Genomic DNA, 26,367 nt, shown 5'->3' on the forward strand with positions numbered 1-26,367 from the left:
CCGCTGCGGCGGGGTTTTTTTATGCTAACGTCACTGTTCACCCATCGCCACATAGCCAATACGGTAATTCTCCCGACCCGCCACCGGTGCATCACCCATATCCACCTGCAAAAGCTGCCAGCGGCTGACATCCCAGGCGCAAAGCTGGCTCTCCAGCGCCAGCGACGCTAAATCGTCATGCGGCAAAATCGGCGTTTTTGCGATCGACAACCAGGCCGCGTTTTTCACCCTCTCAACCTCTGGCAGCCGAAGCGTGAGCCAGGTTTCAATTTCCGGCCAGCCAAAATCTGCTGTTAGTTTTTTAAAGCCTGCGCTCTGTAAAAAGCGCGCCATAGCCTGCGCGTTCTGCCATACGTACAGCGGGGCGTAACGGTTCTCGGTCACATGGGCCTCTTCCCGGCGGGAAAAGAGGAACGTTTTAAACAGCAGGCCTGGAAAACCATCCAGCTTTGCGCCGCTGTGGTTAATACGCTGTTCGATCACCGCCATATCGTAATCGGCGGGCAGCGTGAAACGGTATTGCATGACGATCATAACGCCTCCTCAGAGAGCATGCGCCCGTGGCTGAAACTCCACTCATCGGCGGTATTAAACTGGATCATTACCATCACATCGTCCGGCTGAATGTTCAGATGCGAGTGCAGCCTTGCGCTCAGTAAACGAAAGAGGTTCTGCTTCTGCGCTTTGGTGCGCGGCTTACCGGCGAAAATATGAAACTGGATAAAATCATCACTGCGCCCGCCGCTTTTATAGCGCTTATCAAACACGCGCTGACGGGCCGGGAGCGTTTCGAAAACCTGAAAACGATCGTCGACTGGCACCGCGAATTCCTCCACCAGGCAGTGATGCAGAGTGTCGGAAATCTGCTTCAGCTGCGCGTCACTGTACCCCTCGCGCAGGGTGATTCGGGTGAAGGGCATCAGTTTTGCTCCTCATCCAGACAGCCGAGCGCCGACACCGCTGCGGGCCAGCCGGCGTAAAAGGCCAGGTGAGTAAAGGCTTCAGCGATCTCTTCCCGGGTCAGGCCGTTTTGTTGTGCAAAGTGGATATGCCAGGGAATTTGCTGTACGCGGCCAAGTGCAGTGAGCGCGCCGAGGGTGAGCAAACTGCGTTCACGCGGCGAAAGGGTGTCACGTTGCCAGATATCGTTAAACAGGACGTCCTGACTGAGTTCAGCCAGCTTGGGGGCGATGCGGGTGAGTGTATTTCGGTCCAGGGATGGTCTCATCGTGCTTTCTCCGTGTTGACAGTGAGTCCATACTGGCGTGATAGTGTCATCCTGAAAATCAAATTAATCGCGACTAACCATCCCGTATTTCAGGACGAATATGGACAAACTTCCCTTAACACTCGACCTTGATGCGCTGCGCAGTTTTGTCACCGGAATTGAGGCTGGCAGCTTTGCCCTGGCGGCAAGCCGCCTTTGCCGCTCGACCTCTGCCGTCAGCGCTCAGCTTAAAAAACTGGAGATGCAGTGCGGGGCGGATCTCGTGGTGAAGCGTGGTCGCCACCTCGAACTCACTCACAACGGTGAGATCCTGATGGGTTATGCCCGTCGTCTGCTGGCACTCAACGATGAGGCGCAGCGGGCGCTGAAAGGTGGGCTGTTACAAGGGGAGATCCGCATTGGGATGCAGGAGGATTTTGGTGAGTCGCTGATGCCCGGCATCCTCGGCGAATTCAAACGCCATCATCCTGGGCTACGCATTATTGCTCGTGTGGACCGCAATCAGGCACTGCTGTCAGCTCTGGCTGACGACGCGCTGGACATGGCGCTGCTCTGGCAACCGGAGCAAACTTCCCATGCCGGTAAGCTGGTTGGGCAGTGTGAAATGGCGTGGATCCAGCACCCGGAACTGGACGTTGCCGCGCTGCTCGCAACGGGCGAGCCCCTGCCGCTGGTGTTGTTCGAAAACCCCTGCCTGATGCGCAGTCGTGCCACTGCCTGTCTCGACAGGGTGGGGATCCCCTGGCGCGTTGTGTTCGTCAGCCACAGCCTGAGCGGTATCTGGGCGGCTGTACAAGCGGGATTAGGGATAACGCTACGTACACGGATCGGCATGCCGGGCAGCCTGCAGAGCGTGGGGGCAATGTTGCCATCGGCGGGTAATCTTGGCATTACGCTTGAAGAGCGACAGGGGAGTGAGACGGTAAACGGCGCACGGCGGATGCTGGCCAAACTGATGGAAGAAGCCCTTTCGCCGTTAAAGGGATTCCATTGCTGATTCTGCGAGCCGCCTTCCAGAAACTGCCTTGCTGTCAGTGACTTAACGCGGTATCTTTTGCCCGCACCTGCAAAACAAGCTGCCGGGATTAGCCTCCTGAAATACTTCACTTCATTTTTCTTTATGGAGGCTGGTACATGGCGACGACCGTCAACCAGACTTATCCGCACATGATCAACTATTCTCAGGCTCACCCCGAATTTACCGATCTCGCCCGCGACTGCGACGAATACGCGCTGATGCTCATCGACAATAACAATGCGGCTGAGCGACGTTTTATTTGCCAGTTTTTACGCGCGAATCTGCTGCAGCTACGCCCGACGCTTCATGAGGCTATTCCTTCCCATCTTATTGAAGCTTTTACTGTCGATGCATTGCCCGAGCATGTTCCCCGTTTTGATCCAGACACCGATCAGCTCTGCGAGTATTGCCTGGCGCTGAGTGAGTTGCTTAATGAAGTAGCACTGCCGCCGGCAATGGAAAAAGCCCTCCGGGGTTTGTTATGTGAACTGGTCTGGTTTTTTGCCGAAGAGCTCAAAGCGCCGCGCTGGTTGCGAACGCCAGAAGGCGTCAAAGCGATTGTGAATTAAGGATGAAAAAAAAGGGGCGGATGAGCAAAGTCACGCCTGCCTTATTCTAATCAATAAAAGCATTGCCAGACATGTCATTCATATCAGCATTTTTGTGCCTTTATGGCCGTGATTATCGTGATTTACCTGTTATATTTGATATAAGCAATATCATGATAATTATGACTCAGCGGATTGGGAGGAGATATGGTCACAAGGGTACGTAATTCCGGGACAAAAAAAAAGATGAGATACCTTTCCCTTGAGGATGTTGATTTTACAAAGCCAGTAAAAAACATCAGCGATTTTCGGTTTGAGGATCATAACGATGGAGAATCAGCCCAGTTTGTGGTGATTAAGCTACCCACTAATGTAAATCGGGATGATTTTCAGGTAGCGCTAATGAGCGCGGTTAATGCGCTGGCATCGATCAAATCACGCAGCGTGGCGGTGGATGAACGCGAGAATGAGAAGGGGGGGCTAAAGAGGGATATGGCATCGGAATTGAAAGCCGAAAGCATTAATAACGACACCTCTGCCTCACGCAACGCTGAACGGCTGGAAAAGCTAAAGGCAGCTATCCTGGAAGATTCAACCTGGTTGTCTTCCCGCGAAGTATCAGAACTTGCCAGTATCCATTCCCGTAACACCAGCGCTGCGCCGAATCGCTGGAAGCATGCAAAAAGAATTTTTGCACTTCCTGTTCAGGGAAAAGATTACTTTCCGCAATATGCCCTGGACGAGGGAGGGCAACCTCTACCGGTGATGAAAAAGATCATCGCCTTTTTTGGAGAGTCTAAGACGGCATGGGCACTGGCAATCTGGCTGGGAACGCCAAACAGCTGGCTGAATAATTCCAAGCCGAAAGACCTTCTGCTGTCTATGCCTGGTAAAGTATTGAAGGCAGCCGAAGAGGAAAAAGCAGGAGCACTGCATGGCTGAAGACAAGGACGTCAGTATTTCGTCACCAGACATTTCGACAACGGTCTGTACGAAAAACTGGAAAGCAGGGAGGCCGATTGAACGTATCCACGGTTCAAAATATTCAGCTAAGCAGTTCAATCCGGGCATTAACGCAGGAGCTGGTGCGCGTTTCAGTCCATTTCAGGATAGTTTAGGGAACAATGTACCCACTCTCTACGGAGGTGAATCGTCAGCTGTTGCCCTGATGGAAACAGTCTTTCATGATCTGCCTGTTGGATGTGCCGGCTTAAACTTCGCTTTGAGCAAGCTGGAGGGGCGGGTCCGTAGCCAGCTTGTTCCCGAGGTTGATTTGCCGCTTGTCGATATCACACCAATGACCATGAGACGCTGGGGCATTACCCAAGCCCTATTGTTGGGTTCTGAGGTCACTGACTATCAAGTTACCCAAAAATGGGCAGCGCGTATTCATCGTGATAATCCTGAAGCAAGAGGAATACAGTGGCCTTCAAAGCAGCATGGCGGGGCTGCTCTGATGCTTTTCGGCGACAGAATGAAAGAAGGCGATTTACGTGTTGCGACTGAATCTGAAGCGCTCATGGCATCTAAAGATGTCATGAGCGCCTTGTTTGCCCTTGCTGATGAACTTGACATTGCACTCATACCGAAAGACATGCAGTAGTAAACATATAGATATCTCCATCAATAAATTTGAACCTTAACGTGAAACAAATGGCATTTATTCTCGTTCGTTAATGCGTAGAGTAGGGGCATCAAAGGCAGTTAAGCCATTCTGCTGCTTATTCCTGAGAATTAAGGATTCAAACGCCATGAAAAAGATCGGATTTTTGTCATTTGGTCACTGGACACCCTCGCCGCAGTCCGGTACCCGATCGGCGGCTGATGCGCTGCTGCAATCTATCGATTTGGCCGTTGCGGCTGAAGAGCTGGGCGCGGACGGCGCCTATTTTCGGGTGCATCACTTTGCGCGCCAGTTGAGTTCACCCTTCCCGCTGCTGGCGGCTGTCGGCGCCAAAACCCGTAAGATTGAAATCGGTACTGGCGTTATCGACATGCGTTACGAAAACCCGCTTTACATGGCGGAAGATGCCGGTGCGGCAGATTTGATCTCCGGCGGACGTTTGCAGCTCGGTATCAGCCGTGGCTCCCCGGAACAGGTCATTGATGGCTGGCGCTATTTTGGCTATCAGCCAGCGGATGGTGAAAACGAAGCGGATATGGCGCGTCGTCATACAGAAGTTTTGCTCGACACGCTGCGCGGAGAAGGGTTTGCCAAACCGAACCCACAACCGATGTTCCCGAACCCGCCGGGACTGTTGCGCCCGGAACCTTACTCTGAAGGTTTGCGTGAACGCATCTGGTGGGGGGCCGGTTCGAACGCCACCGCAGTGTGGGCGGCAAAACTGGGGATGAACCTGCAAAGCTCAACGCTGAAAGATGATGAAACCGGCGAGCCGTTTCACATTCAACAGGCTAAACAGATTCGGGCCTATCGCGATGCCTGGGCAGAGGCCGGACATACCCGCACCCCGCGTGTCTCCGTCAGCCGCAGCATTTTCGCCCTGATGGACAACCGCGACCGCGCATATTTCGGTGGCAGCAGCAATGACAGCGATAAAGTCGGCTTCCTCGATGAGAAGACCCGCGCCATCTTCGGGCGCAGCTACGCGGCCGAGCCGGACAAGCTGATTGAGCAGTTGAAAAAAGATGAAGCCATTGCGGAGGCGGATACCCTGCTGTTGACCGTGCCGAACCAGTTAGGCGTGGATTATAACGTCCATGTTATCGACGCGATTCTGAAGCACGTAGCACCCGCAATGGGCTGGCGCGACTGATTCATCTGAGATGAAAATGCCCTGTGGGTTTGCTTACTACAGGGCATTTTTTCAATAAAGGTGTCAAGACGCTTTCGGCTGCAACTGATAGACCCACGCGGTTAACTGCTCACCCTCTTCCGTGGTCACCACGACCTTAACGCGATCGTAACCGTCTTCAAATTCATCAAGCATTAACCAGTGTGCAGTAAGGTGAGGGGAAAGAAAGAGGTAACCGTGTACCTGCGCACCATTCTCATCCAGCACTATTCCTGGAAAATCTGCCGCCGCCCCCCAGCCACGTTCATAAAACGTACCGGTGACATAACCCGGCAGCCACTCCCCGCCGATATTCTCCAGAATATGTGCATTAGCATGCCCCGGACGCAGGGTGCCATAAACAAACAGACGTTCCATTTTGCCTCTGCAATCAACGTGCTATCTTCCCAAACCTGCAGAATAGCGCGCGGCGCTGGTGGGATAAAGAGGGCAGAACGGTTTTCTCTATCTCCAAAAGCACCATGTCCGTCGATGCAGGACCAGATACGCTTCCAGATTGTCAGTAATGGAAAGCTGCTCTTCCGGGATAGCCTGTAACCTTACCTGCACTAACTTAGCGTTGATGTTGAAAAACAGCGACAGACCACTTTCATACGCGAGGAAACTGGCACCTACAAACGTCCAGACTTCACCTTCTGTTCGGGTGATGTTGTCATAATCAATGAAGGTCCTGGCTACCCTGTAGCGTTTTCCGGCGACAAGATGTCTGTAGCCTGGGTCGAGTCCGGGGGTGTGCATGTACTGTCCTTTAGACGTGTAATGTAAGAACGGGTTAAATAATCCTGACCAGGCAGTAGCGCCAGCATAAATGAACAGTAATGAAATTGATATTATATAATTCCGGTGAATGTATTTTACATGCAATAAATAAATCTGCTCAGGCCAAATCAGAGCATACCGTCGTTCAGTATTAAATGCTTTCGCTGTATAGTATCCGCGGCTAGTGTATGAATTTTGAAAAAAAACACCCAATCCCCTGCGGATTATCGTAATAGCATGAGAAAAGAACGTGAATGTTGACGCCCTGTTCAGAGCGGCGTCAGATGGGTTTTTTTCGTCCAGATTCGTACGGCTAAGAATTGATATATCAAACTGGTGAATATATTCAAAAGCAAATAATTTCAAAAGGTGTGCACAATGATGTTATTTTCAACCCCACGTACAAATGTTTATCTTTTGACGAACGAGGTAGCAGAAGGTTTTCAGCGTTTTATTATTGATAACAGGGATTATTTTTCACCCTATGAACCCCTTCGGAATGAAGGTTTTTTTGCTCTGGAAAGTGTTCGCGAAAGAATTGCCGTTTCGGGGAAAGCGTTTGAGGAACGCAAGGGTTTATCAATAGTGTTTACCCTGAAAGGTGACAATAAAATATTGGGAAATGCCAACTTTACGAACGTTGTCTATGGTGTGTTCCAGGCTTGTTATCTTGGCTTTTCTATTGACCGCGCCTGTCAGGGAAAAGGATTGATGCAAGAAGTCCTTAAGGCCGCCATTCAGTTCGTGCATAACGAATATCAGTTACACAGAATTATGGCGAACCATCTTCCGGATAATTTCCGTAGTGCTAAGACGCTTGCCGCGCTCGGGTTTGTGAAAGAGGGATACGCTGAGTCATATCTTAAAATAAACGGTAAATGGCAGGATCACGTTCTTAACGCCCTTGTTCTTCCCGAAAGTTAACGCTTTGCCTTACCGGTAAGAATAATGCAATACAAGGATGTATTAAAAAGAGGATAAGCCTGCCGTTAATGTTTGAAGTCGCTATTGCAAGGCCGATGCGTATGCATGACCTGAAATAAGTTGAGGCTTATCGTCAGCACGGTTGAGACGTTAGCCTGGCCCTTCGCTTCCGGCTGCCAGCAACGGTACCAGCACGTCGCTGATGGGAGTCGGAATGCCATGTATCTGACCATAACGCTGCACCACGCCGTTGCGAATATCCCACTCCATTGGGCGGCAAGCCTGACGGTCGGCCAGAATAGACGTGCCTAAATCCGCTGGCGCTTGATGAAAACCGTCAACTATTTCCTGCGGAACGCTGTCGCTCAGCGCCGCGCCTTCTGCACGGGCGACCGTCAGGCATTCGTGCAAATAAGCCAGTGCCAGCGCAGTGATATCGGCCCGCGAGAACATGCCGGCCCGACGATTAGACAGTACCATCAGACCGGCAACGGCGTTTTGCAGCAGTTTGCGCCAGGCGATGGTGGCGAAATCAGCGGCCAGTTCAACACTGCAGCGCGTCCCGCTGAGCGCATCAGCGACACGTTGTGCCTGCGGGACCGCCGGCAACGTCAGGCGCGGTCTTGCGCGCAACCAGACGGAAGCATCCGCTTCACGTTGTGCCGGAAACCAGACCACGGAAGGCAACACCTGCGCGCCGTTAACGTAAGGCGCTAACTGCGTTTTTTGCTCAACGCCATTTTGCAGGGCACACACGATAGTGGTTTCGTCACACAGGGCAGACAACCATCGGGCACTGTCAGCCACCTGGGTGGTTTTCACTGCCACAAACACCAGCTCAAACGGCGATGCGACGGTATTGGGATCGTTCAGTACCGGGCCGGGGACGACAATCTCACCGTTTTCATGACGCAACAACAGTTGTGGATGCGCAGTACGCCCGCACAACACGGGGGCGCGACCCACTTCCTGCAGGACGGCTGCAATGGTAGTGCCGATAGCCCCCGGGCCCAGAAGGGCAATGGAAGGGTAGTCAGACATCGTGTGTTCTCCTGGTGTGATTAACCTGTCATCAGCGTGGCGGAAGCAGTCACCGCCTACCCCAGCATTTTTCTCATCTTGAGTGTTCCGCAGGCGCTCGATAACCCCATATCCTGGCAAACAGGAGACGGGTTTCGCCTGGCACGAGCTACCGCTTGGGCAGAAGGGATGCTAACCAGCCCCCGTCAGAATGAACAGTGAAGTATCGTCATCCCGGCATGAGCAAAAGCTCATGCCTTCACCCATAGCTCAGTTGTGCCTGATGTGATTCTTCCAGCAGCCAGTGCCGGAACGTTGCAATATGCGGCTGCCGTTCCGTGCCCTCAGGGCAGACAAAGTAATAGGCTGCCGGAGAGGGAAAGGGCACATCAAAGAGTCTTACCAGGCTGCCATTCCCCATCTCTTTCTCAACATGCCCGCTGCGCGCTAAGGCTATGCCCTGGCCGAGTAATGCGGCTTCTATCGTCATATTCGTGTCGGCGAAGCGCACGCTTTCATGTAACCGGTCGGCACGGATGCCGACGAGTTTAAACCAGACGTCCCATTTGGGAACCAGATCGGCCCCGTCTCGCGTCAGTAAAGGGTAGCGCAGTAATTCAGCAGGCTCATCCGGGAGACCAAAACGCTGTAAAAGTGCCGGGCTGGCCACCGGGAAAAGTTGCTCACGAAACATAAATTCACTATGCAGTGTGGGGTAATTGCCGTGACCAAAGCGGATGGCAACATCGGCATCTGCTTTGGTGAAACCGATCGCCTGGTCAGTACTTTCCAGCGTGACCAGAATCTCCGGATGCAGTCGTGCTAACGATGGCAGTCGTGGCAGCAGCCACTTTAAGGCGAAGGAATAGGTGGTATTCACACGTAATCGAATCCGTCCCTTTTGCTCTCGCAGAGAGCTAAGCGTGGTGTCGAGTTTGCCAAAGAACTCTCGTACCAGCGGCGCAAGCGCTGCGCCTGCCGGCGTCAGGTTGAGGGTTCTGCCGCGCTCAAAAAGTTGCAGGCCCCAAAGTTCTTCGAGGTTCTTTAGCTGATGACTGACGGCGCTTTGGGTAATGCACAGCTCTTCAGCGGCAGAGGTGAAGGTGGTGTGTCGGGTAGCGGCTTCAAAAGTACGCAACGTAGCGGTCGGCGGGAGATCACGCATAATCAGGTTCCTGTTGATGAGCAAATACTCATGACACCATAGGCCGCTCCCGCGCTAAAAGATACGTCATCGCCACGGACGCTCTCACGCTGACGTGACCACTTTTGCCGGGAAAATATCCTGTATTCTCTTTACATCCTCTTCATGATATTGATAATCGTTATCAGAATGTTTCCTATTGTTATTATTTGATTCTATTACGGAACAATCCCCGCTGATGAAGGGGATAATATTGAGGATGGTTGGCATGCGATTTTCCCCTTTATATGGCGCGATGGCTCTGCTCTTCGCATCACCCCTTTATGCGCAGGAGGCGGTAAGCAGTGACGATGAGCTGATTGTTACCGCAACCCGTACCGATGGTTCGCGTAACGATTCGCCCCAGGTGATTAAGGTCATCAGTGAAAAAGAGATTGCCCAGCAGCGGCAGATCACCTCTGACACCTCACAAATCCTCAGCAACCTTTTACCGTCATTCTCACCTTCACGGCAGAAAATGTCCGGTAGCGGTGAAACGCTGCGAGGGCGTACGCCGCTGGTCATGATTGACGGGATCCCGCAATCGAACCCACTGCGTCCAACCGGCCGCGAAATGCACACCATTGACTCGTCGATGATCGAGCGTATTGAAGTGATCAAAGGCGCGAACGCCAGTAACGGGGTCGGTGCAACGGGCGGGGTGATAAACATCATCACCAAACGGGCAAAACCCGGCACCGTTAATCAACATTTCAGCGTGGAGACAACAACGCCCACAGCGGAGTTTGACCGCGATACCCTGGCGTATAAAACCAACTACAGTATCAACGGCAGCGAAGAGTACATCGACTATCTGTTTGCCCTGAGCTACGAAGATCAGGGGTTATTCAAGGATGCGGATAATCACGCGATTGGCGTTGATAACACCCAGGGGGATTTGATGGATTCCCGCGCCTGGGATCTGCTGGCAAAAGTGGGGTACTGGCTGGATAACGATCAACGTATACAGCTTAGCCTCAACCGTTATCGCCTGAAAAACAAAGATAATTATCTCAGCGTGACGGGCGATCGCGATGCGGGGGTTTTGACCACGTCGGTGAAGGGCAACCCGGAAGGTACCGCGCCGCATAACGATGTCTGGACGGTAGGGACCACGTACGACAACTACAACCTTGCGGGCATGAAGCTCACGGCGCTTGCTTACTATCAGCGCTACGAAGCCCTGTTTGGTGCAACCAACTCTTCCTCTTTCCAGGATCCGGCCATTGCCCCTCTGGGCACCTTATACGATCAAAGTCGCGCCTACACCGATAAATACGGCAGCAAGATTGCGCTGACCAAAGACGATATCTGGGATAACCGTATTAAAGCGACCATTGGTTTCGATACCCTGTTTGATAACTCGAAACAGGATCTCTGGTCCACCGGGCGCACCTATGTGCCGGAAATTAACTACACTGACCTGTCGCCGTTCCTGCAACTGGAATATGCCCCTGTTGAAACGGTGAAACTGAGCGGCGGCATACGCTACGAGTATGCGCGGCTGAATATTGATAGCTACCAGACGGTGTGGGCCAACGACCGTGTGAAAGTGGAGGGCGGAACCCCCTCCTTCGACCAGACGTTGTATAACGCCGGTGTGGTCTGGACCCCCATCGAGCCGCTGAGCCTGTTTGCCAGTTATAGCGAAGGCTTCACCGTGCCTGATGTCGGGCGCGTACTGCGCGGCATCGACACGCCGGGCGTCAAACTGAATGACTATAACGGCCTGAAACCTATCGTGACCAAAAACAGTGAAGTGGGCTTCCGGGTACAGCAGGCTCCGTTCGATTTTGAGGCCAGTTATTACAAATCGACCTCGAAACTGGGCAGCCGCGTTGAGTTGGTCAATGATGCGTTTGTCGCCCGTCGTGAAAAGACGGAAATCGATGGAGTGGAAGTCAGTGCGGGCTATAGCCCTAACGCAGACCATAAGTTAACCCTGGCGTGGTCACACATGCGTGGGCGCTATGACAGTGACGATAACGGCAGCCTGGATGCCAAACTCGACGGTCTGAATATCTCACCGGATCGCATCATCGCCAGCTGGTCGGCGAACTGGAACGCCGAGCTGAGTACCTTCCTGCAGGCGAACTGGGCGCTGAGCAAAACGTTTGATGATGAAGAGAAGGATTTCTCTGGCTATGCGCTGGTGGACGCTGCTGTTGGCTACAAACTGCCGTACGGTCAGCTGAATCTGGGCATTTCTAACCTGTTGAATAAGCAGTACATCACCTACTATTCGCAAAGTGCCTCTGTCGATCCGGACCGATATTTCGCCGGGCGCGGGCGTACAGCAACGTTGGGTTATAGCCTTGATTTCTGAACGTGACCGCCTCAATAACGGGGCGGGGTAGCGAACTATGCATAACAAATGCTCTGTTTCTCTCGCCCGCCGACGCTGCCTGCAGGCACTGCTTTTATGCAGTGTCTCGCCCGGTTTGTTTGCCAGACAGCCGGCGGGGCCGCGTGCGGTTTCCTTGTTCCAGGGCGCAACGGACAGCCTTGCGGCCCTCGGCGTGACGCCCTGCGGGATTGTCGAGTCCTGGACCGAAAAACCGGTCTATCGTTATCTGCGCAGCCAGCTCTCCGGGGTGCCACAACTGGGGCTGGAGACGCAGCCTGCGCTGGAAAAAATCGTCCTCCTTAAACCTGACATTATTTTTGCTTCCCGTTTTCGCCATCAGGATATTGCACCGCTGATGCAAAAAATTGCGCCGGTAGCGCTGCTGGATGATGTTTTTGAGTTCAAGAAAACGCTGAGCGTGGTCGCCCAACACGTTTTACAGCCGGGCAGGGGCCAGCAACTGCTCCAGCGTTGGGATGAACGTGTTGCCGCGCTTCGTACACTGATGCGGGCGCGTTTTACTGCGGCAGACAGGCCGCAGGTTTCGGTGATAGAAGTGCGCCCTGATCACATTCGTAGCTATGTGGCGCACAGCTTTCCGGGGTCGGTGATGACTGAACTGGGATTTGCCTGGAATGAGCAAGCAATGCAGGCAGGCAGCGCCTCTCTGCGCTTTTCCAGCATGGAGAATATTCCGTTACTGGACGCGGATATTTTTTTCATTTTGCTTCGCTCAAACAGCCCGGCGATCGCCCGGCAATATCAAACCCTCACGGCCCATCCTCTCTGGCAGCAACTGCGTGCCGTAAAAGCAGGGCAATTATGGGAAGTCGACAGCGTGCCCTGGAGTTTATCCGGCGGCATCCTTGGCGCTAACCAAATCCTCAACGATGTGGAACTGGCTTTATTGCGGGGCGAAGCATGAAAGGACGGTTTCTGCTCTGCACCCTACTTGTTATGGTGGCCTCGCTGGTCAGTATGATGACTGGCCCCCGGTTTTACACCCTTTCTCAGCTGGTGAATGCGCTCTTTCAGGTGGACCCGACCAGTGCGACAGAGACGATTATTCGCACCTCGCGCTTACCGCGCACGCTGCTGGCGATGGGCGTAGGTGCGTTTCTTGCCGTGGCGGGCGGATTGATGCAGGCGCTCACCCGCAATCCCGTTGCCTCACCTGGGCTGTTTGGCGTTAATGCAGGGGCCGCGTTAATGATTGTGGCAACCAGCAGTTTTTTTGCCATCGTCTCCCCCTGGATGACATTGCTGCTGGCCTTTACGGGGGCCTGTACCACTGGCACCCTGGTCTGGTTTGCCAGTCGCGTCAGCAGTGGTCAGCTTAATCCTTTGCGGCTGGTTCTGGCGGGGGGGGCCATTACGGCGCTGTGTAACGCCTTTACTCAGGCGATTCTGGTGATTGACCAGGAAACGCTCGACACCCTGTTGTTCTGGCTTGCCGGAAGCCTTGCGGGCAACGATCTTCAGCATCTTTATCCGGTATTGCTGCCCGGGGCGCTGCTGGTGGTAATCGCTTGCCTGCTGGCAGGACAGATGAACGTGCTGAACGCAGGGGAGGAGATAGCGCGGGGGCTGGGGCTGAACATCGCGCTGGTGCGACTGCTGGCCAGCATGCTGGTGGTGGGGCTGGCAGGGTGTGCCGTTGCGCTGGCCGGGAACATCGCATTTGTTGGGCTAATGGTGCCGCATATTGCACGGCAGTTGTTTGGTAGTGACCTGCGCCATGCGCTTCCGGCGTGCGCGCTGCTCGGCGCGCTGTTGTTGCTTATGGCTGACGTTGCCGCCCGCGTGGTGATCCTGCCGCAGGAAGTTCCTGTCGGGGTGATGACGGCCCTGATGGGCGCGCCGTTTTTTATTCTGCTGGCGCAGCGCAGGGGGAATCATGCCGGATAGCCAACTTTTGCGCTTTGGACCTCTTTCCCGCCAGTACTCCCGGCGTTTAATCCCCATATTGCTGTGCGCGGCGACCCTCTCCTTGCTTATCGCACTGGTGGCGTTGAGTATGGGCGACGTGGCGTTCTCGCTGCCGCAGACGCTGCGACTGCTGGTACAGCCCGATGCCAGTGCGCACAGTTTTATCCTGCATGAGCTGCGGTTGCCCCGCCTCGTTCTGGCGCTGTTGGCCGGAGCGGGATTAGGGATGGCCGGGTTAATTATGCAGACGCTGGTACGCAATCCGCTGGCGTCACCGGACACGCTCGGCGTTACCACCGGAGCGAGTGCCGGTGCGCTGCTGTGGCTCTCCTTTTTTAGTCTGCAATACGGGAGTGCGTTCATGCCCTGGGCGGCGATGGCCGGCGCCGCATGTTCCATCGGGTTGATTTTCCTGCTCTCATGGCGCAAAGGGCTCACGCCGTTGCGACTGATTCTGACCGGCGTCGGCGTATCGGCATTGGCCGGGGCAGGGGTGACGCTCATTCTGGTGTTCAGTCCGCTGACCACGACCTTCTCGGCCTGGGTCTGGCTAAGTGGCAGTGTGTATGCCGCTACCTGGGACAACGTCCGCCAACTGCTGGCCATTTATCTCTGGGCGCTCCCGGTGCTGTTTTTTTTGCTGCGCTACCTGAAAGTGCTGCACTTGCACGACGAGCTGGCGACCGGACTTGGCGTACGGGTTCAGCCGCTGCGGGTATTGCTGCTGCTGGGATGTGTGGTGCTCTCGGGCGGGGCGATTGCCCTGTGCGGAGCCATGGCATTTGTGGGTCTTATCGCGCCGCATATTGCCCGGCTTGTGGTGCGCAATGGTTTTCTGGGGCAGGCGTTTATCACCCTGTGCAGCGGAGGCAGCATGGTGGTTGTGGCTGACCTGCTCGCCAGAACCTTGTTTAGGCCAGCCGATCTTCCGGCGGGAATTTTTGTGGCGCTGGCCGGTGCGCCGTTCTTTTTATGGCTGCTGATTCGGCAGAAAACCTAAGTGATGGGGAAAACGTGTCTCTCTCAACACAAAAGCTGAGCATCAGCTATCAACAACGGCAGGTGATCGATTCACTGGACTTGACGCTGCCGACCGCGAAAGTATCGGTACTGATTGGCAGTAACGGCTGTGGTAAAAGCACTCTCTTAAAAGCGATGGCGCGTTTGCTCACGCCCCAGGCGGGCTCGGTCATCCTTGAAGGTACGGATATTCACACCAGTAATACGGCGCAGATTGCCCGTAAACTGGCGATTTTGCCGCAGTCCCCCGTTGCGCCGGAAGGCATCACGGTGCGCCAGTTAGTGAGTCTGGGCCGGTTTCCCTACCAGAACTGGCTGCGGCAGTGGTCAGAGGAAGATGAGCAGCAGGTCAATGAAGCGCTGCGCCTCACCGGGACGGTGGCCTTACAGCATCGTCAGGTTGATGCATTATCCGGCGGCCAGCGTCAGCGGGTATGGATTGCGATGACGCTGGCGCAGGCAACGCCTACCCTGTTGCTGGACGAACCCACCACCTACCTGGACCTGGCTCATCAGGTTGAGATTCTGGAACTGCTGCGTGGACTGAATCAGCAGCAGGGCAAAACCATTATTATGGTGCTGCACGATCTGAATCTGGCCTGCCGCTACGCCGATCACCTGGTGGCCGTGCACGAAGGCCGGGTGTATGCGCAGGGCGCACCGCAGGAGATAATGACTGAAACGCTGGTCCGTGAGGTATTTAATCTGCGCTGCCGGATAATTGACGATCCCTTCTTCCATACGCCGTTGTGCATTCCTTTTCCGGGAGAGTCGCATGCTGACGGATGAGCAGGGTCACTATTTGCGCCACGCATTTCGACTGCGTTCGCTTTCCGAGGCCGACGCGCGCAGCGTGCCCGGCGAGGCCATGTTAAGTGCAATCACCTGTAGAGAGGTGTTAGAGCGGGTGATGCCGCTCGTCGGTGCGCCGGATCTGGCGATTGCCGCATCGCTCTTCGCCAAGAGGCTGGCTTTTCTTGCCACCGGAAACGTACTTTATGCGATGAGCGTGTATGACCAGGGACTCACGTTATCTCTCGGCACAAGCCGACTGGAGTACGCACACGATGGCGGGCTGTGGACCTCGTCGCTGCCTACGGATGCTGTCGCTACCGGTTACGCCAACGGTTCACGCGAGGCGTGGCGCGAAGCGGTGGTCAGCGCGTTGTTCAAAACGTTTTTTGCACCCCTGTGGCAAAGCATGGCGCGGGTGAGTGGTCTGCCGCTGCAGATATTGTGGGAGAATACCGCCGTGCGGGTCTACTCCCTGTATCAGGGGCGGATGGAAGGGTTAAACGCGGAGCAAGCGCAGCGCCAGCAGGCGGACTTTAACTGGCTGCTGGAGCAGGCCGACCCGGCGCTGTTTGGTCTGGACTGGAATCCCCTCAAGCGCTTTCGACGACCGCTGCAAAAAGATGCGGCAGGAAACCAGGTCCGTTTTCGCCGTACCTGCTGTTTTTATTACAAGGCCACGCAGCCTGAAGAATTTTGCCACAATTGCCCGTTGTGTAAGGCGACGTAGTTAGGCGCTGCGGTCTCGTCACGGTTGGCGTCCTCCACGCTGACCAACGCCCTTAACCGCCGCTGGCCCAAAGGTGAAAGATTGATTGCTGAAGCGTTAGACATCGCGCCTGAGCAAATCTGGCCTTCGCGCTACCGCTGATGTTCCTGCGGCGCAGCCCGGATACGGAAGCTGCGCCGCATTTTGTTTATCCGATCCGTCATAATCCTTTGAATCGCAAAAACAGTTTTCTACTATCGACCATGTTTAGCGCGTGCCGCACTATCAACTGCAAGGTATGCACTATGGCGCAAGAGAGATTGCCTTTTATCAGCAACTCTATCTGTAAAAATAACCGGAAAGCTCGCCTTATGGGTTATTGGGCTTCGCCAGGGTAAGGACACCAGCCACCATGAATCTGATGAATAATTGTGCATCGCCCGTCGTAGATGTTATATTAAAATATAATATTCGGAGGTGCTCTATGTATACAACTCGCCTGAAAAAGGTCGGTGGCTCCATCATGCTGGCGGTTCCTCCCGCCCTGCTGAAAATGCTGGAGTTGTCGACGGACAGCGAAGTGGGCATGACCATTGATAATGGCTGCCTGATAATTGAACCCCAGAAACGGCTCCGTTATTCGCTTGAGGAGCTGCTGGCGCAGTGCGATCCGCACGCCGAAATGAGCGAAGAGGATCGGGAATGGATTGATGTGCCTGCGGTGGGCAAGGAGATCCTGTAAATGGAGAGAGGGGAAATCTGGCTCGTTTCGCTGGATCCGATTGCCGGACACGAGCAAAGTGGAAAACGTCCGGTGCTTATCGTATCGAAGGCGTCGTTTAACATGCTGACCCGGCTACCGGTTGTTGTTCCCATCACCAGCGGCGGGAACTTTGCCCGTACGGCCGGCTTTACCTTCTCACTGGACGGTGCGGGAACAAAAACAACGGGGGTTATTTGCTGCGACCAGCCCAGAACCCTTGATATGGGAGCCCGGAGCGGTCAGCGACTGGAACGCATACCCGATGCTGTCGTGGATGAAGTGCTGGCCAGACTGGAAGCCATTCTGAGCTGATACTGCATCGCGCGGCAGAAAAGCAAAAAGCCTGCTTAAGTTTCCTTAAGCAGGCTTTTTAAATTTGGCTCCTCTGACTGGACTCGAACCAGTGACATACGGATTAACAGTCCGCCGTTCTACCGACTGAACTACAGAGGAATCGGTGTGGAGTCGTATCTTAACGGCGAAAAAACTTTTGTCAAACCTCATTTCCCAAAGCGTTGTGCAACTGCCGCAAATCGCGTCAGTTTGCTGTAATTAACGACAAATTTTTGGAAATGCTTTGCAGGATCAGCGATTCTCCCCCATTATTTGAAATGAAGTTTCATCTTTCTCTCTAAGGTCAATTTTGAACGTCGTCGCCCCAATACGCCAGGCCGTCATGCGTACGCCATGGTACGCCAAACGCAAGAGCTACAAAGTCCTCTTCTGGCGAGAAATCACCCCGCTCGCCATCCCGATCTTCCTTGAAAACACCTGTGTCCTGATGATGGGCGTTCTCAGTACTTTCCTTGTGAGCTGGCTGGGTAAAGAAGCCATGGCCGGGGTAGGGCTGGCCGACAGCTTCAACATGGTGGTGATGTCGTTTTTTGCCGCCATCGATCTCGGGACGACGGTGGTGGTAGCCTTCAGCCTTGGTAAGCTCGATAAGCGCAGGGCAAGGGCGGCAGCACGTCAGTCGTTAGTGATCATGACGCTGTTTGCCATTTTGCTGGCTGCGGTCATCCACGCCTTCGGTACGCAAATCATCGACTTTATTGCCGGTGCTGCGACACCGGAAGTAAAAGCCCTGGCGCTGACCTACCTGGAATTGACGGTGTTGAGCTACCCGGCGGCGGCGATAACGCTGATTGGGAGCGGGGCGCTGCGTGGTGCCGGGAATACGAAAATTCCGCTACTGATTAACGGCGGGATGAATATCCTCAACATAATCATCAGTAGTGTATTGATTTATGGCCTCTTCTCCTGGCCGGGGATGGGCTTTGCAGGTGCTGGCCTGGGGTTAACCATCTCCCGATACATTGGCGCGGTCGCCATTATCTGGGTTCTGATGATTGGCTTTAATCCGGCGCTGCGTATCAGCCTGAAAAGTTATTTTCAACCGCTTAACTTCGCCATTATCTGGGAAGTGATGGGGATTGGGATTCCGGCCAGCATTGAATCGGTGCTGTTTAACGGCGGGAAACTGCTAACGCAAATGTTCGTGGCGGGGATGGGGACCAACGTCATCGCCGGTAACTTTATCGCCTTCTCGGTAGCGGCGCTGATTAACCTGCCGGGTAACGCCCTCGGTTCTGCATCAACCATCATCACCGGCAAGCGCCTGGGCAAAGGACAAAGGGGGCAGGCTGAGCGCCAGCTGCGTCATGTCTTCTGGCTGTCGACGATTGTCCTGACGCTTATTGCCTGGAGTACCGCACCTTTTGCCGGGCTACTGGCCTCGTTCTATACCCATGAAGAGGATGTTAAAGAGGTCGTGAAAACGCTGCTTTGGCTTAACGCCGCATTTATGCCTATCTGGGCCGCCTCATGGGTACTGCCTGCGGGCCAGAAGGGCGCGCGTGATGCGCGTTTCGCGATGTGGGTGTCGATGCTCGGGATGTGGGGCTGTCGTGTCGTCGCGGGTTACACGCTGGGAATTATGCTTGGTATGGGCGTGGTCGGCGTCTGGCTTGGAATGGTGCTCGACTGGGCGGTGCGCGGCATCCTCTTCTACTGGCGTATGGTAAGCGGTCGCTGGTTGTGGAAATACCCGAAAGTCCCGCGCGACAACACGTAAGCGCTTCATTTTCCCACAGAGTGGAGAATAAATCGGCAAACGATCGTTTTTGTGAAAACAGCCTTTGACAAGGGCAGGAGGCCTCGTTAATATGCGCCTCGTTCACACGATTCCTCTGTAGTTCAGTCGGTAGAACGGCGGACTGTTAATCCGTATGTCACTGGTTCGAGTCCAGTCAGAGGAGCCAAATTTAAAAAGCCTGCTTAAGGAAACTTAAGCAGGCTTTTTGCTTTTAAATCCCTGCCTCCCTTCACCCTTTGCCTCAGGCTACAGACTCACCCAGCAACCTTCTCACCCCTTCAATAGGCACCGCTTTTGAAAAGTACCATCCCTGCACCCGCGCACGCGGGAAGCGTTCACGCAGGCAGGTCAGCTGCGCCTGCGTTTCCACGCCTTCAAAAATAAGCGGGTACGGGAACCGATAGAGCGAATCGCAGTGTTTTTGCGCGTCGGACCCGTGGCCGTTACCGAGACCTTCACACAGCGCATGCGTTAATAAGCGGTCTATTTTAACGTCGGTAACGGGCAGCGCCCGCAGACGTTCGCTGTCGGAGCAGCCTTTGCCAAAGTCATCCAGGGCAAGACGAAACCCCTTTTCTGCAAGCAGCTGAGCATTTTGATTAAGCGTGCTAAGATTGTGGCAGGGCACCTCGGTGATTTCGAGCATGAGGTCAGAGGCCGTAAGTTGATGCCGGGCCAGTGCAGAAAATAAGAAGTCCTTAAATGAATGCGAAAGGAAATCGGTTGGATGGACATTAAAACTTAAGAAAAGATGATGCGCTTTTATTAAATGGGCCATCTGCGAAAGCGCTTTTTTAATCACATACACCGAAACGGTATTCATCAGGCCATGCTGTGCCGCTAGCGTCACGAGGGTTTCAGGGCAGACACTACCATAATGCGGATCGCGCCAGCGTAATAATGCCTCGAAACCCACGACCTCTTCATGGGAGAGAGAATAGACAGGCTGGTATTTAAGATGAATATTTTCCGAGAGCAATGCATGCTTTAATCGACCCAGCATTTCAGGCTCCGTAAAAAGAATCAGTGTTTTCTTTTATGGTACTGAGCAATGAATTCATAGAGTTCCAGTTTGTTATTGAGATTGAATTTATTCATGATGTTCTTTTTATGACTAACAGCAGTCTTATAGGTAATGCCAATCCGATCGGCAATATCATTCATGCCTAAGCAGCTGTTAAGGCCGCGGGCAATCTTTTCCTGAGTAAAGGAAAGCGCACGATAATTACAATTGATGCAGGCATAAACACTCTTGCCAGGGCTTTGATTGCTTTCACGCTCGGGCGCAGCACCCCGTAGCGCGTTGAGCAGCGCCTCATACACTACGTCCGCGCCTGCCTTTTGGGAAAAGAAGCGAGCCTCTTTAATGCATTCTGGCAGGCTGTGTCTGGCAGGCAGCGTCTCGCTACCGATGAAAATAAAAGTGTTAACCGACTTCTTTCTGTTTATTAAATCCTTAAAACAGAGAAAATACTCACCAGGGCAAATGGTCATAAAGATGTAATCGGCTTTATGAATATTTTCCGCAGTGAAATCTGAACTTACAAAAGGTGACGCAATATTACATTCTTTAATGGCTTTATGAATTAAACCGACAATGCCAGTAGAGAACAGCGGGTTGTCATCAATATTTATAAGAAAATTCATTCCCTTGAAACCTCTGGGCATCCTGGTATTAGCCCGTTTATTCTATATAGCTGAACAAAACAAAAGCAATAAAACTCTTGTTGCTGAGATGAAAATAAGAATTAATCAATTTGGCTTAGGAAAAATCCTAAGGATATTAATCCACTTACTGGGTTTCAGGCAAGCAAACAATACCACGTGGCGGGTAAGGCTATGTCAGGAAAGGTATTTCATTACAGCTAAAGAATAAATGAATATCCCTGAGAAGATAAGAATCAGGCAAAGTGAAATCATGAGAAGATTATCATTAACCCTGTAACAGCGGTGCTACAGGGTTTGGGTAGAGTGTTAATCAATAAACGGTTCGGTTGCAGAAAGTAACCAGCACTGAGCACGGCTCTCGACCAGCGGCAGCAATGTCTCTCTCACCAGCTGGTGGTAGTCGTTGAGCCACTGTTTTTCCTGATCTGACAGGAGAGACCCCTCGACCTGACGTAAATCAATGGGAACCAGCGTCAGCGAGCGAAAACGACAAAATCCCGGGCGGCTTTCCACCACTTCAACCTGATTTTCAATGCGAATACCGTAATGGCCTGTTCGATAATAGCCAGGCTCAACGGTCATGATGTTCCCGGCGACCAGCGGCCAGGGATTGACCTTTTTGGCAATACGCTGCGGCTGCTCATGGATCAGTAACTGATGCCCGACGCCGTGTCCGGTGCCATGGTCAAAATCCAGACCCAAATCCCAGAGTGAACGGCGGGCGAAGGCATCAATCTGGTGGCCTTGTGTACCGCTCGGGAATTGCAGCATCAGCATCGACAGAAAACCTTTCAGCACGGCGGTATAGTGCTGACGGTGTTCAGCGGAGAGTAAACCAAACGAAAGCGTACGCGTAGCGTCAGTGGTGCCGTTGTGATACTGGCCGCCGGAATCATTCAGGTAAAAGTTGGCCTGGGTGATGGCCGCGTTAGTGGCTTCGCTTGAGTGATAGTGGCACATCGCCGCATTGTCTGAAGACGCCGAAATGGTACTAAAACTCTGCTGAATAAACCCCGGCTGCTGCTGGCGGAAAATCAACTGCTTATCCTGCGCCTCCAGTTCCGTCAGCGGATGGCCTGCGGCTTCACGGGCCGGAACTTCATCGGCAAGCCAGGCCAAAAAGTTCACCCACGCTGCGCCATCCTGGCGGTGGCTGTCGCGATATCCTGCCAACTCGACATCATTTTTTTGCGCTTTGATGAAGGTAATAGGATCGGCCTGCCAGAGGATCTCGCCACCGTGCTGCTCGATAGCAAAACGCAGTGCAACCGGAGCGTAATCGGCGTCGAGCATGACTTTTTTACCCGGTGCAATTTGCTGGCAGTGGGGGAGGAAGTTCTGCCATGCCGACAGTCGCAGCGACGATTTCAGCGTTCCTGAAAGACTGTGCGTCTTACGGTGATCGACAAACCACTCGATGTCGCCGTCGCGGCTGAGAAGGGCAAAAGAGTGAGCCACCGGGTTCATTGCGACGTCAGAACCCCGAATGTTCAACAGCCATGCGATGTTATCCGGCTGCGTAATGGCCAGCAGATCGGCCCCTTTTTCTGCCAGTATTGCGGCGATCCTCGCCCGTTTATCAGGGCTACTCTCGCCGCTGATTTCTACCGGCATTTCGTGAATGGCACCACAGGGCGGGGCAGGGCGATCCAGCCAGATGGCATTAAACGGATCTTCACTCAGTGGCACCAGCTCACAATGAGTGGCGACAAGCGCACTAAACTGACTGTTGACCATCAGCATCGGCTCAAAGGCGATACGACTCCCTGCGGGCAGGCAGGCATTCAGCCACTCGGCCAGCGGTTCATTGTGCAGATGATGAATCTCAAAGTCATCGAGATTCACTTCATTGCGCACCTGCACCTGATAGCGCCCGTCAACAAACATCAGCGCCTTGTCACGCAGTACCAGCGCCAGGCCCGCCGAACCGGTAAAACCGGTGAGCCAGGCGAGTTTGTCATCATGAGGCGCGCAGTCTTCGCTCTGGTACGCATCGGCACGGGGGACAATCATGCCGTCGACATCCATGGCCGACAGCAGCGTGCGTAACGACGCAAGGGGAGTTGGGTTTTGCATAAAAATCCTTCTTTATTTTTTTATCGGGACAATCATTAACGGAACGGGGGTTCGTTAAAGGTGCGCAGTTTGCGTGAGTGCAATTTATCGCCTTCAGCGCGCAGCAGATCAATCGCCCGGATGCCAATCTGCAAATGTTCGGAAATGGCCCCTTCGTAAAAACGGTTAGCCTGACCCGGCAGCTTGATTTCACCATGCAGGGGTTTATCGGAGACGCAGAGCAGCGTGCCGTAAGGGACGCGGAAGCGGTAGCCCTGAGCGGCAATGGTGGCGCTTTCCATGTCGATAGCCACCGCGCGGCTGAGGTTAAAGCGCAGCGCCGAGGCGGAGTAACGCAATTCCCAGTTACGGTCGTCGGTGGTCACCACCGTGCCGGTACGCAACCGCTGTTTAACCTCTTCGCCCGGCATACCGCTGACTTCTTTGGTCGCGTCATACAGCGCGCGTTGCACTTCTGCGATGCTTGGAATAGGAATGTCTGGCGGTAGCACCGCGTCCAGAACGTGATCGTCACGCAGGTAGGCGTGTGCCAGGACGTAATCGCCAATCGACTGGCTTTCGCGCAGCCCGCCACAATGGCCAATCATCATCCAGACATCCGGGCGGAGTACTGCCAGGTGGTCACAGATGGTTTTGGCATTGGAGGGGCCGACGCCAATATTGATAAGCGTAATGCCCTGGCCGTCTGCGGTGATCAAATGCCAGGCCGGCATCTGGTGCTTTTTCCACGCCAAATCGGAGATGGCTTCTTCCGGTGCGTTGGTGTCGGCGGTCACCCAGTGGCCTCCGGCGCAGGAGAGGGCCACATAGGGGCTGTCCGGGTCGAGGATCTGGCTGCAACCCCAGCGGACAAACTCATCCACGTAACGGGTGTAGTTGGTGAAAAGCACGAACGGTTGGAAGTGTTCAACCGGCGTGCCGGTGTAGTGGCGCAGACGGGCAAGCGAAAAATCGACACGGCGTGCATCGAAGTGCGACAGCGGGTAAAGCTCGGTGGGGTGGAACAGGCCATCAGCCGTTTCATCACCAATTTGCGCCAGTTCAGTGGTAGGGAAGTGGCGCGTAAGCCCGGCGCTCATGGAGCGGTCGAGGGTTAACTCTGAACCGTCAATGACGTAGGGGTAGGGGATCTCATGGGCAGACGGTCTGACTTCAATATGGGCGCCATAATCCTGGCAAAGCAAAACGAGTTGTTCATGTAGATAAGGACGGAACAACGCCGGACGGGTTACGGTGGTGGTGTAGCAGCCGGAATGGGTGAAACGGGCATAGGCACGGGTTTTCGGTGGGTTTGTCGCGCTGCCGTCCCAGCTTACGGAGAGCTCCGGGTAGACAAACAGGCCTTTAATTCTGGCTTCTGGGGTGGGAAGCGAACCGTTTTCAATATAGGTTCCAATAGCATCGCGCAGGTTATTCACCGACTGGTTATAGAGCGCTTCCAGCTGGTCCAGCGCCTCTTCAGGGGTCAGATTTGCACCCTTATTATTCATCATTTACTCCTTGTTTCACGGGTGTGCGGCTGTGAACAACAGTATGTCACAGCTTTATGAAACAAAAAGAGAAGAGCAGGTTTTAGGATTGGCCTGAGGTTCCGGTATGACGAATGCCATACCGGAGAGGGTTAATTACCCGCTGATTTTCACCAGTGTACGGCCCTGGATTTTGTTACTCAGGAAGTCGGCGGCGAAGGCAGGGGCCTGCTCCAGACCAATTTCCGTAGAGGCCTGCTGGTAGTAGCTTTCCGGCAGGATTCGGGCCAGACGTTCCCAGACTGCGCCACGCTCGGCGGTTGGGACCATCACGGAATCCACCCCTTGCAGGCGGACGTTACGCAAGATAAACGGCATCACGGTGGTTGGCAGGTCAAAACCGCCCGCCAGACCGCAGGCGGCAACACAGCCGCCGTAGTTGGTCTGCGCCAGGACTTTCGCCAGCACTTTGCTGCCCACGGTGTCGACCGCACCGGCCCACAGCTGTTTTTCTAATGGACGGGTCTCTTCGAATTCACTCCGCGGCAGGATCTCATCAGCGCCCAGCTGACGCAGAAAATCGTGGGTAGATTCACGCCCGCTGACTGCGACAACGGTATAACCCAGCGCTTTAAGCAGGACAACGGCGGTGCTGCCCACGCCGCCGCTGGCACCGGTAACAACCACTTTACCGCTTTCCGGTTTCACCCCTGCGTTAACCAGCGCGTCGACACACAGCATGGCGGTGAAGCCAGCGGTACCAATAATCATCGCATTACGAGCGCTAAGCGTTTGCGGCAAGGAAACCAGCCAGTCTCCCTTGACGCAGGCCTGAGCAGCAAGGCCGCCCCAATGGTTTTCCCCGACGCCCCAACCGGTCAGGAGAACAGGCTGACCCGCAACGAAACGTGGATCACGGCTGTCGCTGACGATACCGGAAAAATCGATACCTGGAACCATCGGGAACTGGCGAATGATTTTGCCTTTGCCGGTAATTGCCAAAGCATCTTTGTAGTTAAGGCTGGACCAGTCAATGTCGACCAGCACATCGCCATCGGCAAGAGGAGGCAGGGCAATTTCTTTCACGGCTGCCAGGGTTTTGTTTTCAATCTGTTCCAGAACTAAAGCTTTCATGACGGAGTTTTCCTCGTCTGAGTATGATTTTCGGCGTCGGAGCCGTCCTGTGCAGGTGTTATTTTAGTAATACTGTGCAAAAAGAATTCCCAGTACTGATCAAGCGGTTCAGTGGACTGGTAGAGTTTCGCGCGCATCACGGCGCCCTCCCAACCTGACCAGAAGACGCCAGCCAGCCTCTCTGGTGAGGCGTTGGCGAGGAGCAAGCCCTGCGCCTTTGCATCGGCAAAACAGCGGGCAACGCGGCTTTCCCATTCCCCCAGAATCGCCTTGAGCTGTACCGGGAATTCCTCGGGCAGAAGAGGGGCTTCCTGAAGCAGGTTGCCTACCAGGCACCCGCGACGGAACTGATATTTCGCCATCCCCTGACCCGCATGAAGAACGAATGCCGTCATCCGCTCAAGCGGCGGCATGTCAACGTTGAGCAGGTATTTGTCGAGTTTGTGCGCAAAGTAGGCGCCGTAAGCGGCAAGGACCGCCAGACCAAATTCCTGTTTGCTCTTAAAGCAGTGATAGAACGACCCCTTCGGTACCGCGATGTTTTTAATCACCGCCTCGATACCGGCAGACAGATAACCCGTTTCCGTCAGCACCTCAAGCCCGGAACGGATCAGTTCCTGACGGATGTCGGTAAACTCGCGTTCGACCTTCGGCGGCCGTCCGCGACGGGGTTTCTGTACAACGAGCGTTTCACTACTCATAATTTAGACCGATCGGTTTTAATTGGCTGCAAGCCTACGCTCTATTGAAAAAGCATGCAAGGAGGCCTGGTCGATAATGGGGGGAGAGGGGGTAATATCCAGGTTTTACGGCTAAGCGAGAAAAAGAGTAAAAACCGCTATGCTTAGGTTACGCCTGTCGCGTCTGAG

General features: G+C 54.0%; 29 protein-coding genes, 2 tRNA genes and 1 pseudogene. 18 read left to right on the forward strand and 14 right to left on the reverse strand.

Annotated elements, in window-relative coordinates:
• Positions 1 to 30: 30 nt before the first annotated feature.
• From ACUY4Q_RS09135 to ACUY4Q_RS09145, 3 genes are read right to left on the reverse strand one after another with little or no spacing between them, the layout of a single operon-like run.
• Positions 31 to 534, reverse strand: a complete 504-nt coding sequence (locus tag ACUY4Q_RS09135) for a DUF4865 family protein (protein WP_458046715.1) — start codon at positions 532 to 534, stop codon at positions 31 to 33.
• Entirely contained in the window at positions 531 to 920 is a 390-nt protein-coding gene (locus tag ACUY4Q_RS09140) for a tautomerase family protein (protein ID WP_458046716.1), read from the reverse strand. The genes ACUY4Q_RS09135 and ACUY4Q_RS09140 overlap by 4 nt, the downstream gene beginning before the upstream one ends.
• The gene (locus ACUY4Q_RS09145; protein WP_458046717.1) at positions 920 to 1,228 is read right to left on the reverse strand and encodes a carboxymuconolactone decarboxylase family protein; all 309 of its coding nucleotides are present in this window, start codon (positions 1,226 to 1,228) and stop codon (positions 920 to 922) included. Before ACUY4Q_RS09145 ends, ACUY4Q_RS09140 begins: the two co-directional genes overlap by 1 nt.
• Positions 1,229 to 1,328: 100 nt before the next feature.
• On the opposite strand from ACUY4Q_RS09145, the gene ACUY4Q_RS09150 reads away from it, so the two are divergent.
• The 5 genes from ACUY4Q_RS09150 (at position 1,329) to ACUY4Q_RS09170 (ending at position 5,571) form a co-directional block, all read left to right on the forward strand.
• The gene (locus tag ACUY4Q_RS09150) at positions 1,329 to 2,225 is read left to right on the forward strand and encodes a LysR substrate-binding domain-containing protein (RefSeq protein ID WP_458046718.1); all 897 of its coding nucleotides are present in this window, start codon (positions 1,329 to 1,331) and stop codon (positions 2,223 to 2,225) included.
• A gap of 137 nt (positions 2,226 to 2,362) precedes the next feature.
• The gene (locus ACUY4Q_RS09155; protein ID WP_458046719.1) at positions 2,363 to 2,815 is read left to right on the forward strand and encodes a hypothetical protein; all 453 of its coding nucleotides are present in this window, start codon (positions 2,363 to 2,365) and stop codon (positions 2,813 to 2,815) included.
• Between the two features lie 186 nt (positions 2,816 to 3,001).
• Entirely contained in the window at positions 3,002 to 3,736 is a 735-nt protein-coding gene (locus tag ACUY4Q_RS09160; protein ID WP_458046720.1) for an integrase, read from the forward strand.
• Positions 3,729 to 4,397, forward strand: a complete 669-nt coding sequence (locus tag ACUY4Q_RS09165) for an RES family NAD+ phosphorylase (protein ID WP_458046721.1) — start codon at positions 3,729 to 3,731, stop codon at positions 4,395 to 4,397. Before ACUY4Q_RS09160 ends, ACUY4Q_RS09165 begins: the two co-directional genes overlap by 8 nt.
• A gap of 148 nt (positions 4,398 to 4,545) precedes the next feature.
• A complete protein-coding gene (locus ACUY4Q_RS09170) occupies positions 4,546 to 5,571 on the forward strand; it encodes an LLM class flavin-dependent oxidoreductase (protein WP_458046722.1) in 1,026 nt (341 codons plus the stop codon).
• A gap of 63 nt (positions 5,572 to 5,634) precedes the next feature.
• On the opposite strand, the gene ACUY4Q_RS09175 is transcribed toward ACUY4Q_RS09170, so the two are convergent.
• Both ACUY4Q_RS09175 and ACUY4Q_RS09180 read right to left on the reverse strand, forming a co-directional pair.
• Complete coding sequence (locus ACUY4Q_RS09175; protein ID WP_458046723.1) at positions 5,635 to 5,967, reverse strand: gamma-glutamylcyclotransferase family protein; 333 nt, start codon at positions 5,965 to 5,967, stop codon at positions 5,635 to 5,637.
• Between the two features lie 87 nt (positions 5,968 to 6,054).
• Positions 6,055 to 6,348: a DUF3601 domain-containing protein gene (locus ACUY4Q_RS09180; protein WP_458046724.1), complete on the reverse strand. Its 294-nt coding sequence runs from the start codon at positions 6,346 to 6,348 to the stop codon at positions 6,055 to 6,057.
• 399 nt (positions 6,349 to 6,747) lie between these two features.
• Here ACUY4Q_RS09180 and ACUY4Q_RS09185 point away from each other — a divergent pair, with 399 nt between their 5' ends.
• Positions 6,748 to 7,293: a GNAT family N-acetyltransferase gene (locus tag ACUY4Q_RS09185; RefSeq protein ID WP_458046725.1), complete on the forward strand. Its 546-nt coding sequence runs from the start codon at positions 6,748 to 6,750 to the stop codon at positions 7,291 to 7,293.
• A 150-nt stretch (positions 7,294 to 7,443) separates the two neighbouring features.
• Here ACUY4Q_RS09185 and ACUY4Q_RS09190 read toward each other — a convergent pair whose 3' ends face one another.
• Complete coding sequence (locus tag ACUY4Q_RS09190; RefSeq protein WP_458046726.1) at positions 7,444 to 8,334, reverse strand: oxidoreductase; 891 nt, start codon at positions 8,332 to 8,334, stop codon at positions 7,444 to 7,446.
• A gap of 238 nt (positions 8,335 to 8,572) precedes the next feature.
• Positions 8,573 to 9,478 carry a transcriptional regulator GcvA gene (gene gcvA / locus ACUY4Q_RS09195; protein WP_458046727.1) on the reverse strand — a complete coding sequence of 302 codons (906 nt, stop codon included), beginning with the start codon at positions 9,476 to 9,478 and terminating at the stop codon, positions 8,573 to 8,575.
• 247 nt (positions 9,479 to 9,725) lie between these two features.
• Between gcvA and ACUY4Q_RS09200 the strand changes: the two genes are divergently transcribed.
• The 9 genes and pseudogenes from ACUY4Q_RS09200 to ACUY4Q_RS09240 all read left to right on the forward strand — a co-directional run bounded on the left by ACUY4Q_RS09200 (position 9,726) and on the right by ACUY4Q_RS09240 (position 17,368).
• Positions 9,726 to 11,822: a TonB-dependent receptor gene (locus tag ACUY4Q_RS09200; RefSeq protein ID WP_458046728.1), complete on the forward strand. Its 2,097-nt coding sequence runs from the start codon at positions 9,726 to 9,728 to the stop codon at positions 11,820 to 11,822.
• 37 nt (positions 11,823 to 11,859) lie between these two features.
• A complete protein-coding gene (locus ACUY4Q_RS09205) occupies positions 11,860 to 12,768 on the forward strand; it encodes an ABC transporter substrate-binding protein (RefSeq protein ID WP_458046729.1) in 909 nt (302 codons plus the stop codon).
• The gene (locus ACUY4Q_RS09210) at positions 12,765 to 13,751 is read left to right on the forward strand and encodes a FecCD family ABC transporter permease (RefSeq protein ID WP_458046730.1); all 987 of its coding nucleotides are present in this window, start codon (positions 12,765 to 12,767) and stop codon (positions 13,749 to 13,751) included. The genes ACUY4Q_RS09205 and ACUY4Q_RS09210 overlap by 4 nt, the downstream gene beginning before the upstream one ends.
• On the forward strand, positions 13,741 to 14,772 hold the full coding sequence (locus tag ACUY4Q_RS09215) for a FecCD family ABC transporter permease (protein WP_458046731.1): 1,032 nt from the start codon (positions 13,741 to 13,743) through the stop codon (positions 14,770 to 14,772). Before ACUY4Q_RS09210 ends, ACUY4Q_RS09215 begins: the two co-directional genes overlap by 11 nt.
• Before the next feature lie 14 nt (positions 14,773 to 14,786).
• Entirely contained in the window at positions 14,787 to 15,581 is a 795-nt protein-coding gene (locus ACUY4Q_RS09220; RefSeq protein WP_458046732.1) for an ABC transporter ATP-binding protein, read from the forward strand.
• Positions 15,568 to 16,314 (forward strand): IucA/IucC family C-terminal-domain containing protein, encoded by a 747-nt coding sequence (locus tag ACUY4Q_RS09225; RefSeq protein ID WP_458046733.1) that lies wholly within the window; start codon positions 15,568 to 15,570, stop codon positions 16,312 to 16,314. The genes ACUY4Q_RS09220 and ACUY4Q_RS09225 overlap by 14 nt, the downstream gene beginning before the upstream one ends.
• Before the next feature lie 24 nt (positions 16,315 to 16,338).
• Positions 16,339 to 16,455, forward strand: a pseudogene (locus ACUY4Q_RS09230) (helix-turn-helix domain-containing protein); the annotation flags it as partial.
• Between the two features lie 322 nt (positions 16,456 to 16,777).
• Positions 16,778 to 17,035, forward strand: a complete 258-nt coding sequence (locus ACUY4Q_RS09235) for an AbrB/MazE/SpoVT family DNA-binding domain-containing protein (RefSeq protein WP_458046734.1) — start codon at positions 16,778 to 16,780, stop codon at positions 17,033 to 17,035.
• Positions 17,036 to 17,368: a type II toxin-antitoxin system PemK/MazF family toxin gene (locus ACUY4Q_RS09240; RefSeq protein ID WP_458046735.1), complete on the forward strand. Its 333-nt coding sequence runs from the start codon at positions 17,036 to 17,038 to the stop codon at positions 17,366 to 17,368.
• 65 nt (positions 17,369 to 17,433) lie between these two features.
• On the opposite strand, the gene ACUY4Q_RS09245 is transcribed toward ACUY4Q_RS09240, so the two are convergent.
• A tRNA-Asn gene (locus tag ACUY4Q_RS09245) sits at positions 17,434 to 17,509 on the reverse strand.
• 6 nt (positions 17,510 to 17,515) lie between these two features.
• Here ACUY4Q_RS09245 and ACUY4Q_RS09250 point away from each other — a divergent pair.
• The 3 genes from ACUY4Q_RS09250 to ACUY4Q_RS09260 all read left to right on the forward strand — a co-directional run bounded on the left by ACUY4Q_RS09250 (position 17,516) and on the right by ACUY4Q_RS09260 (position 19,317).
• Positions 17,516 to 17,608, forward strand: a complete 93-nt coding sequence (locus tag ACUY4Q_RS09250) for a DUF5951 family protein (protein ID WP_458046736.1) — start codon at positions 17,516 to 17,518, stop codon at positions 17,606 to 17,608.
• 124 nt (positions 17,609 to 17,732) lie between these two features.
• Complete coding sequence (locus ACUY4Q_RS09255; RefSeq protein WP_458046737.1) at positions 17,733 to 19,130, forward strand: EmmdR/YeeO family multidrug/toxin efflux MATE transporter; 1,398 nt, start codon at positions 17,733 to 17,735, stop codon at positions 19,128 to 19,130.
• Positions 19,131 to 19,241: 111 nt separating this feature from the next.
• Positions 19,242 to 19,317, forward strand: a tRNA-Asn gene (locus tag ACUY4Q_RS09260).
• Positions 19,318 to 19,392: 75 nt separating this feature from the next.
• On the opposite strand, the gene ACUY4Q_RS09265 is transcribed toward ACUY4Q_RS09260, so the two are convergent.
• The 6 genes from ACUY4Q_RS09265 to acuR all read right to left on the reverse strand — a co-directional run bounded on the left by ACUY4Q_RS09265 (position 19,393) and on the right by acuR (position 26,199).
• Positions 19,393 to 20,154, reverse strand: coding sequence for an EAL domain-containing protein (locus ACUY4Q_RS09265; protein ID WP_458046738.1), 762 nt, complete (start codon positions 20,152 to 20,154; stop codon positions 19,393 to 19,395).
• Between the two features lie 20 nt (positions 20,155 to 20,174).
• Positions 20,175 to 20,798 (reverse strand): LuxR C-terminal-related transcriptional regulator, encoded by a 624-nt coding sequence (locus ACUY4Q_RS09270; RefSeq protein ID WP_458046739.1) that lies wholly within the window; start codon positions 20,796 to 20,798, stop codon positions 20,175 to 20,177.
• Positions 20,799 to 21,125: 327 nt separating this feature from the next.
• Positions 21,126 to 22,895 (reverse strand): aminopeptidase P family protein, encoded by a 1,770-nt coding sequence (locus tag ACUY4Q_RS09275; protein WP_458046740.1) that lies wholly within the window; start codon positions 22,893 to 22,895, stop codon positions 21,126 to 21,128.
• Between the two features lie 35 nt (positions 22,896 to 22,930).
• Positions 22,931 to 24,385 carry an AMP nucleosidase gene (locus ACUY4Q_RS09280; protein ID WP_458047303.1) on the reverse strand — a complete coding sequence of 485 codons (1,455 nt, stop codon included), beginning with the start codon at positions 24,383 to 24,385 and terminating at the stop codon, positions 22,931 to 22,933.
• A 135-nt stretch (positions 24,386 to 24,520) separates the two neighbouring features.
• On the reverse strand, positions 24,521 to 25,498 hold the full coding sequence (locus tag ACUY4Q_RS09285) for an MDR family oxidoreductase (RefSeq protein ID WP_458046741.1): 978 nt from the start codon (positions 25,496 to 25,498) through the stop codon (positions 24,521 to 24,523).
• Positions 25,495 to 26,199: an acrylate utilization transcriptional regulator AcuR gene (gene acuR / locus ACUY4Q_RS09290; RefSeq protein WP_458046742.1), complete on the reverse strand. Its 705-nt coding sequence runs from the start codon at positions 26,197 to 26,199 to the stop codon at positions 25,495 to 25,497. Before acuR ends, ACUY4Q_RS09285 begins: the two co-directional genes overlap by 4 nt.
• Positions 26,200 to 26,367 lie beyond the last annotated feature (168 nt).

It is taken from the genome of Phytobacter cepae (assembly GCF_054165735.1).

Excerpts from the sequence above, each read along its gene's own strand:
- ACUY4Q_RS09225 (WP_458046733.1), top strand. The coding sequence starts at position 15,568 with ATGCTGACGGATGAGCAGGGTCACTATTTGCGCCACGCATTTCGACTG.
- ACUY4Q_RS09270 (WP_458046739.1), bottom strand. The coding sequence starts at position 20,798 with ATGAATTTTCTTATAAATATTGATGACAACCCGCTGTTCTCTACTGGC.
- ACUY4Q_RS09235 (WP_458046734.1), top strand. The coding sequence starts at position 16,778 with ATGTATACAACTCGCCTGAAAAAGGTCGGTGGCTCCATCATGCTGGCG.
- ACUY4Q_RS09215 (WP_458046731.1), top strand. The coding sequence starts at position 13,741 with ATGCCGGATAGCCAACTTTTGCGCTTTGGACCTCTTTCCCGCCAGTAC.
- ACUY4Q_RS09200 (WP_458046728.1), top strand. The coding sequence starts at position 9,726 with ATGCGATTTTCCCCTTTATATGGCGCGATGGCTCTGCTCTTCGCATCA.
- ACUY4Q_RS09180 (WP_458046724.1), bottom strand. The coding sequence starts at position 6,348 with ATGCACACCCCCGGACTCGACCCAGGCTACAGACATCTTGTCGCCGGA.
- ACUY4Q_RS09265 (WP_458046738.1), bottom strand. The coding sequence starts at position 20,154 with ATGCTGGGTCGATTAAAGCATGCATTGCTCTCGGAAAATATTCATCTT.
- ACUY4Q_RS09255 (WP_458046737.1), top strand. The coding sequence starts at position 17,733 with ATGCGTACGCCATGGTACGCCAAACGCAAGAGCTACAAAGTCCTCTTC.
- ACUY4Q_RS09145 (WP_458046717.1), bottom strand. The coding sequence starts at position 1,228 with ATGAGACCATCCCTGGACCGAAATACACTCACCCGCATCGCCCCCAAG.
- ACUY4Q_RS09210 (WP_458046730.1), top strand. The coding sequence starts at position 12,765 with ATGAAAGGACGGTTTCTGCTCTGCACCCTACTTGTTATGGTGGCCTCG.
- ACUY4Q_RS09170 (WP_458046722.1), top strand. The coding sequence starts at position 4,546 with ATGAAAAAGATCGGATTTTTGTCATTTGGTCACTGGACACCCTCGCCG.
- ACUY4Q_RS09285 (WP_458046741.1), bottom strand. The coding sequence starts at position 25,498 with ATGAAAGCTTTAGTTCTGGAACAGATTGAAAACAAAACCCTGGCAGCC.
- ACUY4Q_RS09175 (WP_458046723.1), bottom strand. The coding sequence starts at position 5,967 with ATGGAACGTCTGTTTGTTTATGGCACCCTGCGTCCGGGGCATGCTAAT.
- ACUY4Q_RS09190 (WP_458046726.1), bottom strand. The coding sequence starts at position 8,334 with ATGTCTGACTACCCTTCCATTGCCCTTCTGGGCCCGGGGGCTATCGGC.
- ACUY4Q_RS09135 (WP_458046715.1), bottom strand. The coding sequence starts at position 534 with ATGATCGTCATGCAATACCGTTTCACGCTGCCCGCCGATTACGATATG.
- ACUY4Q_RS09140 (WP_458046716.1), bottom strand. The coding sequence starts at position 920 with ATGCCCTTCACCCGAATCACCCTGCGCGAGGGGTACAGTGACGCGCAG.
- acuR (WP_458046742.1), bottom strand. The coding sequence starts at position 26,199 with ATGAGTAGTGAAACGCTCGTTGTACAGAAACCCCGTCGCGGACGGCCG.
- ACUY4Q_RS09185 (WP_458046725.1), top strand. The coding sequence starts at position 6,748 with ATGATGTTATTTTCAACCCCACGTACAAATGTTTATCTTTTGACGAAC.
- ACUY4Q_RS09280 (WP_458047303.1), bottom strand. The coding sequence starts at position 24,385 with ATGAATAATAAGGGTGCAAATCTGACCCCTGAAGAGGCGCTGGACCAG.
- ACUY4Q_RS09205 (WP_458046729.1), top strand. The coding sequence starts at position 11,860 with ATGCATAACAAATGCTCTGTTTCTCTCGCCCGCCGACGCTGCCTGCAG.
- ACUY4Q_RS09155 (WP_458046719.1), top strand. The coding sequence starts at position 2,363 with ATGGCGACGACCGTCAACCAGACTTATCCGCACATGATCAACTATTCT.
- gcvA (WP_458046727.1), bottom strand. The coding sequence starts at position 9,478 with ATGCGTGATCTCCCGCCGACCGCTACGTTGCGTACTTTTGAAGCCGCT.
- ACUY4Q_RS09160 (WP_458046720.1), top strand. The coding sequence starts at position 3,002 with ATGGTCACAAGGGTACGTAATTCCGGGACAAAAAAAAAGATGAGATAC.
- ACUY4Q_RS09240 (WP_458046735.1), top strand. The coding sequence starts at position 17,036 with ATGGAGAGAGGGGAAATCTGGCTCGTTTCGCTGGATCCGATTGCCGGA.
- ACUY4Q_RS09165 (WP_458046721.1), top strand. The coding sequence starts at position 3,729 with ATGGCTGAAGACAAGGACGTCAGTATTTCGTCACCAGACATTTCGACA.
- ACUY4Q_RS09150 (WP_458046718.1), top strand. The coding sequence starts at position 1,329 with ATGGACAAACTTCCCTTAACACTCGACCTTGATGCGCTGCGCAGTTTT.
- ACUY4Q_RS09275 (WP_458046740.1), bottom strand. The coding sequence starts at position 22,895 with ATGCAAAACCCAACTCCCCTTGCGTCGTTACGCACGCTGCTGTCGGCC.